This is a genomic window from Microbacterium sp. Y355 (assembly GCF_059445345.1).
On sequence record NZ_JCAIUD010000001.1, the window covers coordinates 1186778 to 1199340 of the forward strand.

The 12563-nt window shown below is 64.7% G+C and carries 15 protein-coding genes; 7 read left to right on the forward strand and 8 right to left on the reverse strand.

Annotation, left to right across the window (positions count from 1 at the left end; all coding sequences use genetic code 11):
* Window positions 1-28 precede the first annotated feature (28 nt).
* Together AC1C2O_RS05830 and AC1C2O_RS05835 are read left to right on the forward strand one after the other, a co-directional pair.
* The gene (locus AC1C2O_RS05830; protein ID WP_495429493.1) at window positions 29-1426 is read left to right on the forward strand and encodes an aminopeptidase P family protein; all 1398 of its coding nucleotides are present in this window, start codon (window positions 29-31) and stop codon (window positions 1424-1426) included.
* A gap of 1 nt (window position 1427) precedes the next feature.
* Entirely contained in the window at window positions 1428-2324 is an 897-nt protein-coding gene (locus tag AC1C2O_RS05835) for a phosphotransferase (protein WP_495429494.1), read from the forward strand.
* On the opposite strand, the gene AC1C2O_RS05840 is transcribed toward AC1C2O_RS05835, so the two are convergent.
* The 4 genes from AC1C2O_RS05840 to AC1C2O_RS05855 all read right to left on the reverse strand — a co-directional run bounded on the left by AC1C2O_RS05840 (window position 2325) and on the right by AC1C2O_RS05855 (window position 5243).
* Window positions 2325-2987, reverse strand: coding sequence for an HAD family hydrolase (locus AC1C2O_RS05840; protein WP_495429495.1), 663 nt, complete (start codon window positions 2985-2987; stop codon window positions 2325-2327).
* Window positions 2988-2997: 10 nt separating this feature from the next.
* Window positions 2998-3663, reverse strand: coding sequence for an SDR family oxidoreductase (locus AC1C2O_RS05845; RefSeq protein ID WP_495429496.1), 666 nt, complete (start codon window positions 3661-3663; stop codon window positions 2998-3000).
* A 135-nt stretch (window positions 3664-3798) separates the two neighbouring features.
* Window positions 3799-4464 carry an alpha/beta hydrolase family protein gene (locus AC1C2O_RS05850; protein WP_495429497.1) on the reverse strand — a complete coding sequence of 222 codons (666 nt, stop codon included), beginning with the start codon at window positions 4462-4464 and terminating at the stop codon, window positions 3799-3801.
* Between the two features lie 2 nt (window positions 4465-4466).
* Window positions 4467-5243, reverse strand: coding sequence for a YflT domain-containing protein (locus AC1C2O_RS05855; protein WP_495429498.1), 777 nt, complete (start codon window positions 5241-5243; stop codon window positions 4467-4469).
* Window positions 5244-5310: 67 nt separating this feature from the next.
* On the opposite strand from AC1C2O_RS05855, the gene AC1C2O_RS05860 reads away from it, so the two are divergent.
* The 4 genes from AC1C2O_RS05860 to AC1C2O_RS05875 are packed head-to-tail and all read left to right on the forward strand — an operon-like array spanning window position 5311 to window position 8806.
* Window positions 5311-6579: a magnesium transporter MgtE N-terminal domain-containing protein gene (locus tag AC1C2O_RS05860; RefSeq protein WP_495429499.1), complete on the forward strand. Its 1269-nt coding sequence runs from the start codon at window positions 5311-5313 to the stop codon at window positions 6577-6579.
* Entirely contained in the window at window positions 6579-7139 is a 561-nt protein-coding gene (locus tag AC1C2O_RS05865; protein WP_495431685.1) for a DUF1003 domain-containing protein, read from the forward strand. The genes AC1C2O_RS05860 and AC1C2O_RS05865 overlap by 1 nt, the downstream gene beginning before the upstream one ends.
* Window positions 7136-8275 carry an Mrp/NBP35 family ATP-binding protein gene (locus AC1C2O_RS05870; protein ID WP_495429500.1) on the forward strand — a complete coding sequence of 380 codons (1140 nt, stop codon included), beginning with the start codon at window positions 7136-7138 and terminating at the stop codon, window positions 8273-8275. Before AC1C2O_RS05865 ends, AC1C2O_RS05870 begins: the two co-directional genes overlap by 4 nt.
* A 27-nt stretch (window positions 8276-8302) precedes the next feature.
* Window positions 8303-8806, forward strand: a complete 504-nt coding sequence (locus AC1C2O_RS05875) for a YcxB family protein (RefSeq protein ID WP_495429501.1) — start codon at window positions 8303-8305, stop codon at window positions 8804-8806.
* Window position 8807: 1 nt separating this feature from the next.
* Here the strand turns inward: AC1C2O_RS05875 and AC1C2O_RS05880 are convergent, their stop codons facing one another.
* Window positions 8808-9191, reverse strand: coding sequence for a twin-arginine translocase TatA/TatE family subunit (locus tag AC1C2O_RS05880; RefSeq protein WP_495429502.1), 384 nt, complete (start codon window positions 9189-9191; stop codon window positions 8808-8810).
* A gap of 80 nt (window positions 9192-9271) precedes the next feature.
* Here AC1C2O_RS05880 and AC1C2O_RS05885 point away from each other — a divergent pair, with 80 nt between their 5' ends.
* Window positions 9272-9907 carry an O-methyltransferase gene (locus AC1C2O_RS05885; protein WP_495429503.1) on the forward strand — a complete coding sequence of 212 codons (636 nt, stop codon included), beginning with the start codon at window positions 9272-9274 and terminating at the stop codon, window positions 9905-9907.
* 62 nt (window positions 9908-9969) lie between these two features.
* Here the strand turns inward: AC1C2O_RS05885 and AC1C2O_RS05890 are convergent, their stop codons facing one another.
* The 3 genes from AC1C2O_RS05890 to dapE all read right to left on the reverse strand — a co-directional run bounded on the left by AC1C2O_RS05890 (window position 9970) and on the right by dapE (window position 12503).
* Window positions 9970-10137 carry a DUF3117 domain-containing protein gene (locus AC1C2O_RS05890; protein ID WP_084595462.1) on the reverse strand — a complete coding sequence of 56 codons (168 nt, stop codon included), beginning with the start codon at window positions 10135-10137 and terminating at the stop codon, window positions 9970-9972.
* A 93-nt stretch (window positions 10138-10230) separates the two neighbouring features.
* Entirely contained in the window at window positions 10231-11448 is a 1218-nt protein-coding gene (locus tag AC1C2O_RS05895; protein ID WP_495429504.1) for a putative hexosyltransferase, read from the reverse strand.
* Window positions 11430-12503 carry a succinyl-diaminopimelate desuccinylase gene (gene dapE / locus AC1C2O_RS05900; RefSeq protein WP_495429505.1) on the reverse strand — a complete coding sequence of 358 codons (1074 nt, stop codon included), beginning with the start codon at window positions 12501-12503 and terminating at the stop codon, window positions 11430-11432. The genes AC1C2O_RS05895 and dapE overlap by 19 nt, the downstream gene beginning before the upstream one ends.
* Between the last annotated feature and the right edge of the window lie 60 nt (window positions 12504-12563).

Genomic DNA, 12563 nt, shown 5'->3' on the forward strand with positions numbered 1-12563 from the left:
GCCTAAGTCCGAGTGAGAGACTGGATGCATGAACACTGCAGAGAGCGACACCATCGCTGTAGCCCCCGTCACGAACCGCAAACAGCCATTCCCCCGCGGATTCCTCGACACGATCTCGACAGGCTGGGCAGAGCGGCCCGAGTCGATGCCGGAAGCGCGTGCGCAGGCGGAGTTCGCCGCAGCGCGGCGCCTGGCCGTCTCTGCAGCGTTCCCCGGCAAGCGTCTCGTGATCGAGGCTGGGTCGCTCAAACAGCGCTCCAATGACACGGACTACCCGTTCCGCGCGCATTCAGCGTTCGCGCACCTGACCGGATGGGCTGCTGACACCGAGCCGGATTCTGTGCTTGTGTTCGAGCCGACGGATGCCGGGCACGATGTGACTCTGTACTTCCGCGAGCGTGCGGATCGCACGACAACCGAGTTCTATGCTGACGCCACCGTCGGCGAGTTCTGGATCGGTGCGCGGCCGTCGCTGGCCGACGTCGCCGCAGATCTGGCAGTCGCAACCGATCACCTCACCGCTTTCGCCGCGTCAGACGACGACGTCACGCTGGAGGATGCCGACCTCGCTCGCTTCGCATCTGAGCTGCGTCTGGTGAAGGACGAGTACGAGATCGGCGAGATGCGGCGTGCAGTGGAGATCACAGCGCGTGGCTTCGACGACATCATTCACGCTCTGCCCGATGCTGCCCGTCACGCGCGTGGCGAACGCGTCGTCGAGGGCGTCTTCCACCGTCGCGCGCGTGAGGACGGAAACGGCGAGGGGTACGACACGATCTCGGCATCCGGCCCGCACGCCTGCTACCTGCACTGGACGCGCAACGACGGCGCTGTCGTACCCGGCGACCTGATCCTGGTGGATGCCGGTGTCGAGGCCGACAGCCTCTACACGGCTGACATCACGCGCACCCTGCCTGTGAACGGCACCTTCTCCGATGTGCAGCGGCGCGTGTACGAGACGGTACTCGAAGCTGCGGATGCCGCATTCGCCGCGGCCCGTCCAGGCGTGAGGTTCCGCGAGGTTCACGAGGCGGCGATGGTTGTGATCGCTAAGCGCGTGGCGGAGTGGGGCATGCTGCCGGTCACCGCCGAAGAGGCGCTCGACGCGGATGCCGGTGGCCACCACCGTCGCTACATGGTGCACGGCACCTCGCACCACCTCGGCATCGATGTGCACGACTGCGCGCAGGCGCGTCGTGAGATGTATTACGACGGCGTGCTGGAGGCGGGCATGGTCTTCACGATCGAGCCCGGCCTGTATTTCCAGATCGATGATCTGACTGTTCCTGAGGAGCTGCGCGGCATCGGCGTGCGCATCGAAGACGACATCCTCGTGACGGATGACGGCCCCGTGAACCTGTCGGCGGAAATTCCGAGGACGGTCGACGACGTCGAGGCGTGGATCGCACGGGTGCAGCAGGGCTGACGTGCACGCTGGACAGCTCGACGTCGATGAAGTTCTCGTCGGGCGGCTGATCGACGAGCAGTTTCCCGCGCACCGTGGAATGCCGGTGCGGAGGGTCGCGACGCTGGGAACGGTGAACGGGATCTTCCGTATCGGAGCCCGCTTCGTTGCGCGGTTCCCACTCGAAGCCGTGTCTACGGCGGAGGTTGAGATTGAGGCAGAGCAACTGGGCACGTTTGCTGTCGCCGCGCCGTTTGCCGCTCCGGAGCCTCTCGGCGTCGGCGTAGCGACAGCGGAGTATCCGTCGGCATGGTCGATTCAGACCTGGGTTCCGGGAGACGTGGCAAGTCCATCTAGCAATGCCTCCTCCGAGGCCCTCGCAAACGACATCGTGACGCTGATCGCCGCATTGCGTGGTGTGGATTCCAACGGACGGGCGTTCGATGGGAACGGCCGCGGTGGAAACCTCCGTGATCACGACGAATGGCTGGAACTGTGCTTTTCTCGAAGTGCGCGACTGTTCGATGCCGAAGCCGCCGCCCGCCTGTGGAACGTGCTTCACTCATTGCCGTCGGCCGGAGCCGATGTCATGTCGCACCGCGATCTCACGCCACCGAATCTGCTCGTCTCGAACGGCCGACTCAGCGGAGTGTTGGATGGCGGCGCGTTCGGGCCCGCCGATCGGGCGTTGGATCTGGTCGCCGCGTGGCATCTGTTCGACGCGGATAGCCGCGGGCGTGTGCGACAGGGGCTCGGCGTGAGCGACGTGGAATGGCTGCGTGGCGCCGCCTGGGCTTTGCAACAGGCCATGGGCCTCGGTTGGTATTACGTGGACTCGAATCCCGCGATGAGCGCGCTGGGACTGTCTACGATCGAGCGACTATTGAAAGACGAAGAGCTTCGGGCGTTCGCTGGCTGATCAGGTTGTTGCTCGTGCGATGCCGGTCCGGTGGATGATCTCCGAAATCGCGTCATGCACTGACGAGGCGACGATCGTCGGCACCGGATCGCCCGGATGCGACGGCATTCCGTTGCTGATCCACGCGGTCTCCAGACCGACGGCAGCGCCACCGGCGATGTCAGCATCAAGCGCGTCACCGATCATCCATCCGAAGAGTGGAACGCCGAGTCGATGGGCCATCGCTTCGAATATTGCTGGATCCGGCTTACGCGCCCCCACTTCCGCAGAGATCGCCCATCCGTCGACAACTTCTCCGAGGCCGGTATTGCGGATCTTGGATTCCTGGTTGTCCACTTCACCGTTGCTGATGATGCCGATGGTCCACCCACTCGCTCGCAACTTAATCAGCGCCTCGAGATCTTCCGCAGCGCAGCGAACAAGTTGCGGCATCCGAACTCGATAACCGGCCCAGACGGCATCCGCATCCAGAGGTAACTGGTGCTCGTTGATGAAATCTCGAAAGAGTTCACCCTTTGAGCGCCGTTCAGCCAAGGACGCAGCGAGCCGTGCAACCTGGCCCTCGCTCAGCCCCTGTGCCCCACCAAACTCAGACGCCCACCGCTGCGCAGCGGCCGCCTGGTCTACGAGCGTTCCGTCGAGGTCGAAGATCGCGAGAGGCATCGAGAGGCAATCAGTAGCGCGCCGAGAAGCCGCCGTCGGCGTGCAGAAGCTGTCCAGAGACCCAGCGGCCCTCATCTGAGAGAAGGAACGAGATGAATGCTGCGATGTCGCTCGGTCTGCCGATGCGGCCGAGCGGATGCGCCGGGATGAGTTCGGCGGCAAAGCCTTCGTCCATCCATCCGGTGTCGATGGGACCGGGGTTCAGTACGTTCGCCGAGATTCCGAGAGGTCCGAGCTCGCGTGCCGCAGAGATCACGAGACGGTCCAGAGCTCCCTTGGACGCGCCATAAGGCAGGTTGCCCGTGGTGTGGTCGCTGGTGAGCGCGACGACGGCTCCGCCACCTGCAGGAAGCTGTCGCGCGAACGCCGCGATGAGCAACAGGCTCGCACGCGCGTTGATCGCGACATGCACATCGAAGCTCTCGGCAGTGGTATCGAGGATGCCGGAATTCACATCGTGCGCATGGCTGAGCACGAGCGCGCTGATCGGCCCCCGGTCACGGATCACGGCTGCAATCAGTGCCTCCGGACCCTCGTGAGTAGACAGGTCGCAGGGAAAATCGGCATCTGAAAGGTCGCTCGTGGCGACTTCCCATCCGTCTGAGATCAGGCGCGGAACAATGCCTGCGGCGATGCTGTTTGCGCGAGCGGCGCCGGTGACGAGAGCAAGAGGCATCCCGCCATGTTACAGATCCCGAGAATCGGTTTCATCTGCGAGCGTTGCACTCGGAGATGTGGCGCATCCTCGGAGGAATCCTGGTGAAACGTCCGAAGAAGACGCACTTCTCCGAAGCGGGCGATGCCCAGCTCGTCACGAATGCCCCGGGTGCACGTCGCCAGCAAACTCCGCCACCAGCGGCGCCAACGACGCCCCGACGACCTCCGGAGCGCGTTTGTTGCCCTTCACCTCGAACGAGTGCCCGCCGCCCTCGATCCAGTGGACACGAGCGTCCTGACAGGTCACGACCACCTCTTCGAACTGCGGCAGCGGTTGAATGAACGCATCATTCGTCCCCTCGATGAAGAACTGCGGCGCCGCGATCGCGGGCAGATGCTCGGCGCGGGGCTTCTCCGGCTTCCCCGGAGCATGCAATGGGTACCCGAGATAGATCAGCCCGTCGACCGCGAGCCCTTCGGCTGCGGCCATCGACGCCATTCGGCCACCATAGGACTTGCCTGCAGCCCACACCGGCGCTTCAGGCGTCTGAGCGCGGGCTAGCTGAACTGCCGCGCGCCAGGTCGCAATCGCATGAGTCGCTGGTCCCGGCATCCGACGACCCTGTTCGCGATAGGGGAAGTTGAAGCGCAGCGTCGAAAAGCCCAGCGCGTTCAGCGCCTCTGCAAAGCCGGTGAGGAATGGATGCTCCATCCCTGCTCCCGCACCGTGAGCAATGATGACGGTGCCGCGACCCGATCCGGCACTCCACACGCCCGAAACGGAAACCGCCCCGTTCGGCAGTTCGACCGGAATGAGCATGCTCAGGCCTTGTCGCCAGGCTCCTCAGCCGGGGAATCGGACGCAGCGGCGGATCCGGCCGATTCAACCGGTTCAGCCGGTTCAACCGGTTCAGCCGACTCACCCGACGCCGAAGCATCCGCGGTTGAATCATCCGACACTCGCTCACCGAAACGAGGCGAAGGATCGGCCGGGCGCGGCGGAATCACATGCCCACCCACGGAACCTGCACTTGTCTCGCTGCTCGCAGACGCGGCAGGCTTCGCACCCGGATCGACGCGCTCACCGTAACGCGGGGGCTCAGTCAGATCGACCGGTGGACGCACCACAGTGGTGCGCTGATCGCCGACGACTTCGCGAGCTTTCGCCAGCGACGCCGGCAGCACTGTCACCTCGTAGTGATCGGCGGCAAGCTGCGTGACGCTCGCGAAGTCGCGACGACGTCGCACGATCGCGTACGTCACCAGGCTCAGGATCATGCCGAGCGCGACGCCGATGAAGACGAAGCCGACGAACAGCTGTATCGGAGCATCCGGATTTCCGATCACCAGGATCGCTGACAGCAGGAGTCCGATGAGCACTCCGTTCACCGCGCCTGAACGCGCGGCCGCCGCGTAGCCGAGTCGCCCGGTGATGCGCTCGATCGTGCGCACGCCCTGACCGACGATCGCGATGTCGCGCGCAGGTACGTCACCTGCGATCAACTTCGAAACAGTCTTCTGGGCGGCCTCGTACTCACGTACCGAAGCGACGGTCTCGCCCACAACGGCACCAGCGGCAGGACGATTCAGCATGCTCATGCACCCATTGTTCCACGCATGCGAGCGCTGAGCCCGAGTTCGGCAGGCCGCGGACTACGCTGGGAGCGTGAGTACACAACGGGTTTTCGTCGCGCGCCTTGCTGGCTGCGCCGTCTTCGACCCCGTGGGCGACCGGCTCGGCAAGGTCCGGGATGTCGTCATCGTCTACCGAAGTACGGCGTCGCCTCGTGTGATCGGCCTCGTCGTCGAGATCCCCGGCCGCCGCCACGTTTTCATGTCGATCGGACGCGTCACCTCAATCCGATCAGGACAGGTGCTCACCACTGGCCTCATCAACGTGCGCCGCTTCCAGCCCCGTCCTGGTGAAGTGCGCGTGCTTGCCGAGCTTCTCGGCCGCCGCGTTGACCTCGTCGATGGCACCGGCAGCGCAGTGATTGAAGATGTCGCCATCGAACCGAACCGTCTGGGCGAGTGGAACGTCAGCCAGCTGTTCCTCCGCAAGCCCAAGACCAGCGCCTCCCCGTTCGCCAAGGGGCCAACGACCTTCGCCGCCTGGCACGAGGTCACGGAGAAGCGCACACCAGGAGAATCGCAGTCCGCGGAGCAGCTCGTCGCTTCCTACTCGGAGCTGCACGCCGCCGATCTCGCGACGACCCTGCTTGATCTGCCGCAGAAGCGCATGATCGAGGTCGCCGAAGAGCTTCCTGACGATCGCCTCGCCGACGCCCTCGAGGAGATGCCGGAAGACGAGCAGGTGCACATCCTCGACGGATTGGGCGATGAACGCGCCGCCGACATCCTCGACCACATGGAACCGGATGACGCCGCCGACCTTCTGGCGCAGCTCCCGAAGAAGCGTCTCGAACAGCTCCTCGAGCTCATGGAGCCTGAGGAAGCCGAAGACGTTCGGACCCTGCTCAACTATGGGCCCGATACGGCGGGCGGTCTCATGACCACCGAGCCGATCATCCTCTCCGCAGACGCCACCGTTGCCGAGGCGCTCGCATTGATCCGACGCCACGAACTGCACCCGGCTCTTGCCGCTGCTGTGTTCGTGACACTCCCGCCGTTCGAAACGCCGACGGGTCGCCTTCTCGGAGTGGTGCACTTCCAGCGGATGCTGCGCTACCCGCCGCACGAGCGTCTGGGTGCCATCGTGGACGAAACGATGGAGCCCATCTCGGTGACTGCGTCCGCCGCCGAGACCGCCCGCCTGCTCGCCAGCTACGACCTCGTCTCACTCCCCGTCGTCGATGCAGCCAGCCGCCTCGTCGGCGTGGTGAGCATCGATGACGTGCTCGATTATCTACTGCCGGATGACTGGCGCACGCATGATTCCGAGGCTGCTGTCGCCACCGACGGGGGTGCGCAATGATGGCCAGGCCTGACCGTTCCGGACTGGATGCTCCACTCGGGCGCGGCGCCTCCCGCCAGCGACCTTCGTCGCGAGACCGGTTCGGCCGGTTCACTGAATGGGTCGCCAGAGCAATGGGAACGCCCGCGTTCCTGCTGATCCTCACGCTGTTCTGCGTAGCGTGGCTCGGCTGGAACACACTGATGCCCTACTCGGTGCGCTTCGACGACGCTGCCCTCGGATTCACCGCGCTCACCCTGATGCTCTCCCTGCAAGCGTCGTATGCTGCTCCCCTCATCCTGCTCGCGCAGAACCGTCAGGACGACCGCGACCGCGTACAGATGGAGCAGGACCGTCAGCGCGCCGAGCGCAACCTCGCCGACACCGAGTACCTCGCCCGTGAGATCGTCGCACTGCGCATGGCGCTGGAAGAACGCAACTCCCAGACGGTGACGCGGGATGTGCTGCGAGCAGAGCTCAAGGCGATGCTGGCCGGCCTCGACGACGAACGCGACGGCGGAGAGGCACCAGGCACCGAGACCGGCCCGATCTCGACCAAGCCGCGCCGCCCACGCGCATGACACTCTCAGAACGCGTCCGGCAGGCGGTCAGCGCGGTATCAGACCCCGAGCTGCGACAGCCAATCGGCGACCTCGACATGGTGCGCGAGATCTCCGTCGACGGAGAGCATGCCCACGTCGGCATCGCGCTCACGATCGTCGGATGCCCCGCCTCAGACCGTATCGAGAGCGATGTACGTCGCGCCGCGGCATCCGTTCCTGGAATCTCTGATGTCACGGTCGATCTCGGGGTCATGACACCGGCCGAGCGCAAGGCGCTCACCGAGAAGCTCCGCGGTGGCCGCCCCGTTCGACAGATGCCGTTCGGGCCAGAATCGCTCACACGCGTCATCCTCGTCTCCAGCGGCAAGGGCGGCGTCGGCAAGTCGACAATCACTGCCAACCTCGCCGTCGCGCTGGCCGAGCAGGGCCTCGCGGTGGGCCTTGTCGATGCCGATGTGCACGGGTTCTCGATCCCCGGACTGCTCGGCATCCCGCCAGGAACCCAGCCGACGCGCATTGACGACCTCATGCTGCCACCAGTGGCACACGGAGTGAAGACCATCTCGATCGGCATGTTCCTGCGCGATGGTGAGGCCGTGGTCGCCTGGCGCGGTCCGATGCTGCATCGCACCGTGCAGCAGTTCCTCACCGACGTCTTCTTCGGCGACCTCGATGTGCTGCTGATCGACATGCCACCTGGGACTGGCGACATCGCGATCTCGATCGGGCAGATCCTCCCCCACGCCGAGGTGCTCGTCGTCACGACGCCGCAGAGCGCGGCATCCGAGGTCGCCATCCGCAGTGGACTCGTCGCGCGGCAGACTGGCCAGAAGGTCATCGGCGTGATCGAGAACATGGCTGCACTCACACTTGCAGACGGCACAGTGCTCGACCTGTTCGGCGCGGGCGGTGGCGCTGAAGTCGCCGAAGCCCTATCTCGGCCCGGCGACGAGGTGCCGCTGCTTGCCAGCATTGCACTCAGCCCTGCCCTGCGTATGGGCGGCGACACCGGCATTCCCATCGTCCTGGGTGAGCCAGGCGACATCGCCGCTCGCACGGTTCGCGATCTGGCGGTGAAGCTCGCACATCAGGGGCGCCACCTGGCAGGCAGATCGCTGCCTATGACAGTGAACAGAGTAGAACCCGCCGGATAGTCACGCGGAGCGTGAAAGACTTCTGAGGTGACCAGCGAATCAGCGCCCCGATCTCTCCTCGTCGACCAAGAGCTTCTGCGCGGCATGACATGGGATGCGACGATCTACACGCTGACTCGCCCGCTGGCGATCATCGCCTATGCGGCGCTGATCGCCGCGTTCATCGTAAACGCCATCGTGCTGTCGATGATCGGCAACGTAGACGATGAACAGGCGACGAATCTGAGCTGGACTCTCCTGGCAATTGCCGCACTGATCGTCGCATCGATCATCTTCACCCGGGCCTCCGTCAACCGTGCCATTGCCACGTCGATGCCTGCAGGTACGAAAGCGGCCGTGCAGGTCGGCGACGAGACGATCAAGCTGATCTCGAAGCGCGGAGTCTCCGATATGGCGTATTCGACGTTTCGCGCTGTTCGCGTCGGCAAGCACGCGGTGATTTTGCAGTTGCGTGGCCAGTCCGTGATCACAGCGGTACCACGCGTGTTGCTGAGTGATGCAGATGTCGCCCAGCTCAAGTCACGAATCTGACTCAGGTTGCCTCAACGTCGAACGGCGGCGGAGAGTCACGTGTGAACTCCGGCCGCACCATGGAGGTACGCGGAGCGTCCGGCGCTACGGTTGCGACGGCGGCAGGCGCAGGCGGGCGAGATGTAGGGGTGTCCTCCATCAGGGCGTCACGGATGATGCGGCGCGGGTCGTACTGACGCGGATCGAGCTTGCGCCAGTCGACGTCATCGATCTCCGGACCGATCTCTTCACGCATCCTGGACTTCGTGTCGCGGAGGTACTCCCCCGCCTTTCGCACGAAGCCAGCGAACATCTCAGCGGCCTTCGGAAGTCGCTCAGGACCGATGATGATCGCAGCGACCACACCGATGAGCAGCAGCTTCTCGAAGGTGAGACCGAAATCCATGTACACAGGCTACCCGCCGCGCCTGCCGACCAAGAACAAGGCATGCGAATACTCTGGTGAAAGCAGCTATAGGAGATGGTATGAGCGAGAACGACGCGAACGCACGGTACATCCGCGAGGCCATTATCGAGCCCGCAGCCATCGCGCGCGCCCGTGCGCATGCGATCGAGATCGGTGCTTCCCCCGTCAGCGCAGCGATCGGCGCACAGCTCGCAGTGCTCGCAGCAGCCACCAACGCCCGATCGATCGTCGAGATCGGCACCGGCGCCGGAGTCTCCGGCCTCTGGCTGCTGCGCGGGGCCCCTCAAGCAATACTCACGTCGATCGACAACGAACCTGAGCATCTCGCCGCGGCTCGTCGCAGCTTCAGCGAGGCAAAGATTGCGTCCACGAAGGCGCGCTTCATCACCGGTCGCGCATCCGATGTACTGCCGCGCATGAACGAAGCGTCGTACGACATCGTCCTTGTCGATGCCGACCCCGAGAATGTGATCGAGTACGTCGAACATGGGCTGCGCCTCGTCCGCACCGGCGGCATCGTGCTGGTTCCCCGCGTTCTTGCGGGAGGCAAAGCCGCAGATCCGGTGCAACGTGACACCGTCACCAGCGCCTACCGTTCGCTCGTGCAAGAGACTCAGGAGTCCCCCGCGGTGCTCGCGGCGATCTCGACAGTCGGTGAGGGTCTGCTTCAGTTGGTCAGCATCAACGCAGACTGACAACCAAAAAGACGAAGGGCGGTGGATCGCGAGATCCACCGCCCTTCGTCTTTTTATCGAGATCAGCTCACGACGCCGGCCAGCACGTCGTGGAGCTCCTTTGCTTCAGCATCGTTCACGGAGACGACCAGTCGGCCGCCGCCTTCGAGGGGAACGCGGACGATGATCAGTCGTCCTTCCTTCACGGCCTCCATGGGCCCGTCTCCGGTCCTCGGCTTCATCGCTGCCATCGTGGCTCCTTTTCCCTCGGTGGTATTCATCAAGTTTATCGGTATGCTTCCGCCCCCGGCACGCACGCCGGAAGAATACGTCATGAACGTCTTTCAGGGCACCTGCCAGAAGGTGTTCCCGAGCGCATACACGTGATAAATCCAGAGCCACTGGCCGATCAGGCACAGCAGCAGCACCCCCACTCGGTATGGGCGTGACCGCGGCACCGCGACGGCTCCCCACAGCGGCGTGAGCGGAAGGAGCAACCGGAATACGCTCGACTGCGGGAAGAACACGGCCAGCAGGTACAGCAGATAGCTCGCACTCCACAGGCGCAGATCTGCACCGATCAGGCGAACCTGCGGGGCACACAGCAGCACAGCAGCAACTCCGAAGACCAGCAGCACGAGCGCCACGAGCCCCAGCCATCCCGGCATCCCCCACTGCGTGAACCAGAATTGCGCGGCCTGCACCCATCCGTCGAACGGCACGAATGTCTCCGCCCCGATGCCCCAGTTGCGCCGCCAGGACAGCTCAGTCGCCAAGTACGCACCTGGGTCGCCCGTCACGAGGCCGGCGATGACCTGCCAGGCGAAGCCGGTCACCGTGGCCAAAGCGCCGAGAGCGACAATGTGCAGCACGTCGCGCGTGGGCAGCGGATCTATGCGACGACGCACCCAGCGCAGGATGCCGTAGAGCCCCAGATACAGCGCGAAGGCCAGGATGCCGGGGCGGGTGAATGCCATGGCGACAATCACCGGGTACACCCATGCGAAGCGGCGTCGTGCCACAAGATCGAGCGCGATCAGCAGGAGCAGTACGAACAGCACTTCTGCGTAACCGATCTGGAAGAGTGCGGCCAGTGGCCCCCAGGCGAAGAAAGCGACGGCCCACAACGCGGCACTGTTGCCGATGCGTTGATGCAGCAGCCGGTACAGCATCAGGCACGCGAAAAAACCTGCAACCAGAGAGATCAGAAGTGCGCCGGCACCCCAGGATCCGAACGGGATGCCGAGCAGCTGAGCCGCGTATGCGTACACCGGCATGAATGCCCAGGCATTCTCTGCGACCTGTCCTGACTCAGCGAGCGGCAAAACCGATGGGTAGCCACCCCACGCCACCAGCCAGTACCACTGCGCATCCCAGCCCAGCACGAAGCTGCCGATATTCGCATCAGCGCCGAAGCGCGTGCCGGGGCCGGAGAGGTGCGCGGCGAGTTGCAGAAATCCGGTGGTGATCAGGCGTCCGAGGGCATAGATCACTGCGATGCGACCGACGACCGGTATGCGCGCCCAGCGGCGCACAGCGCCGATCAGCGCGCGGTGAGCCACGCCCGCAGACCCCGCTCTACGGCGTCGATCTGAGCGAGCGGTACCCGCTCCTCGTCATGGTGGGCGAGGTGCGGGTCTCCTGGGCCATAGTTGACTGCCGGTATGCCGAGAGCGGAGAACCGCGCTACGTCGGTCCAGCCATACTTAGGCCGCGGTTCGGCGCCCACGGCAGCGACGAACTGCTGTGCGATTGGAGCATCCAGACCGGGGCGGGCGCCTTCTGCGGAGTCCGTGATCTCGACTTCGAAGCCCTCGAGTACACCGCGCACGTGAGCCTCGGCATCCGCTGCGGTCTTACTGGGAGCGAATCGGTAGTTGACCTCGACCTCGCAGAGGTCAGGGATGACGTTGCCTGCGACGCCGCCGCTGATGCGCACGGCGCTGAGGCTCTCCCGGTAGGCGAGGCCCTCGACCTGTACCTCCTTGGCACGGTACTGCGCGAGGCGGGCGAGGATCGGCGCCGCAGAGTGGATGGCGTTCTCGCCGATCCAGGCACGCGCACTGTGGGCCCTGACGCCGTGCGTGCGCACGATCGCGCGAAGTGTGCCGTTGCAGCCACCTTCGACCTGTCCGTTAGACGGCTCACCCAGGATGGCGAAGTCTGCGACGAACAGATCTGGCCGGTCGGCGGAGAGCAGATTCAGTCCGTTCAGGGATGCTGCGACCTCTTCGTTGTCGTACCACATCCAGGTGATGTCGACCACGGTATCGGTGAGCTCGGCGGCGAGCTTGAGCTGCACGGCCACACCGCCCTTCATGTCGACCGTGCCACGACCCCAGAGGTGCGGCTCGCCATCGAAGTCAATGTTGCGCGTGGGCACGTTGTCGTTGATCGGCACGGTGTCGATGTGACCGGCGATCACCACGCGCTGCGCGCGGCCGAGGTTGGTGCGTGCGACGATCGTGTTGCCGTGCCGGATGACCTCAAGGTGCGACAGCGGCGTGATCGCAGCCTCGATCGCATCGGCAAGGCTCGCCTCATCGCCGGAGACGCTCGGAATGTCACAGATCGCGCGGGTGAGTTCAACGGATGATGCGGTGAGATCGAGCAGCATGCGTCCAGCCTACGGCGCACAGCCCTTCACCCGCTCTCCGCTCTCCGGGCCCCGCACCGA

Bases quoted from the DNA above. Each gene is read 5' to 3' on its own strand.
- AC1C2O_RS05850 (WP_495429497.1), bottom strand. From the start codon at position 4,464: ATGCTCATTCCGGTCGAACTGCCGAACGGGGCGGTTTCCGTTTCGGGC.
- AC1C2O_RS05890 (WP_084595462.1), bottom strand. From the start codon at position 10,137: ATGGCAGCGATGAAGCCGAGGACCGGAGACGGGCCCATGGAGGCCGTG.
- AC1C2O_RS05885 (WP_495429503.1), top strand. From the start codon at position 9,272: ATGAGCGAGAACGACGCGAACGCACGGTACATCCGCGAGGCCATTATC.
- AC1C2O_RS05880 (WP_495429502.1), bottom strand. From the start codon at position 9,191: ATGGATTTCGGTCTCACCTTCGAGAAGCTGCTGCTCATCGGTGTGGTC.
- dapE (WP_495429505.1), bottom strand. From the start codon at position 12,503: ATGCTGCTCGATCTCACCGCATCATCCGTTGAACTCACCCGCGCGATC.
- AC1C2O_RS05855 (WP_495429498.1), bottom strand. From the start codon at position 5,243: ATGAGCATGCTGAATCGTCCTGCCGCTGGTGCCGTTGTGGGCGAGACC.
- AC1C2O_RS05840 (WP_495429495.1), bottom strand. From the start codon at position 2,987: ATGCCTCTCGCGATCTTCGACCTCGACGGAACGCTCGTAGACCAGGCG.
- AC1C2O_RS05870 (WP_495429500.1), top strand. From the start codon at position 7,136: ATGACACTCTCAGAACGCGTCCGGCAGGCGGTCAGCGCGGTATCAGAC.
- AC1C2O_RS05845 (WP_495429496.1), bottom strand. From the start codon at position 3,663: ATGCCTCTTGCTCTCGTCACCGGCGCCGCTCGCGCAAACAGCATCGCC.
- AC1C2O_RS05830 (WP_495429493.1), top strand. From the start codon at position 29: ATGAACACTGCAGAGAGCGACACCATCGCTGTAGCCCCCGTCACGAAC.
- AC1C2O_RS05865 (WP_495431685.1), top strand. From the start codon at position 6,579: ATGGCCAGGCCTGACCGTTCCGGACTGGATGCTCCACTCGGGCGCGGC.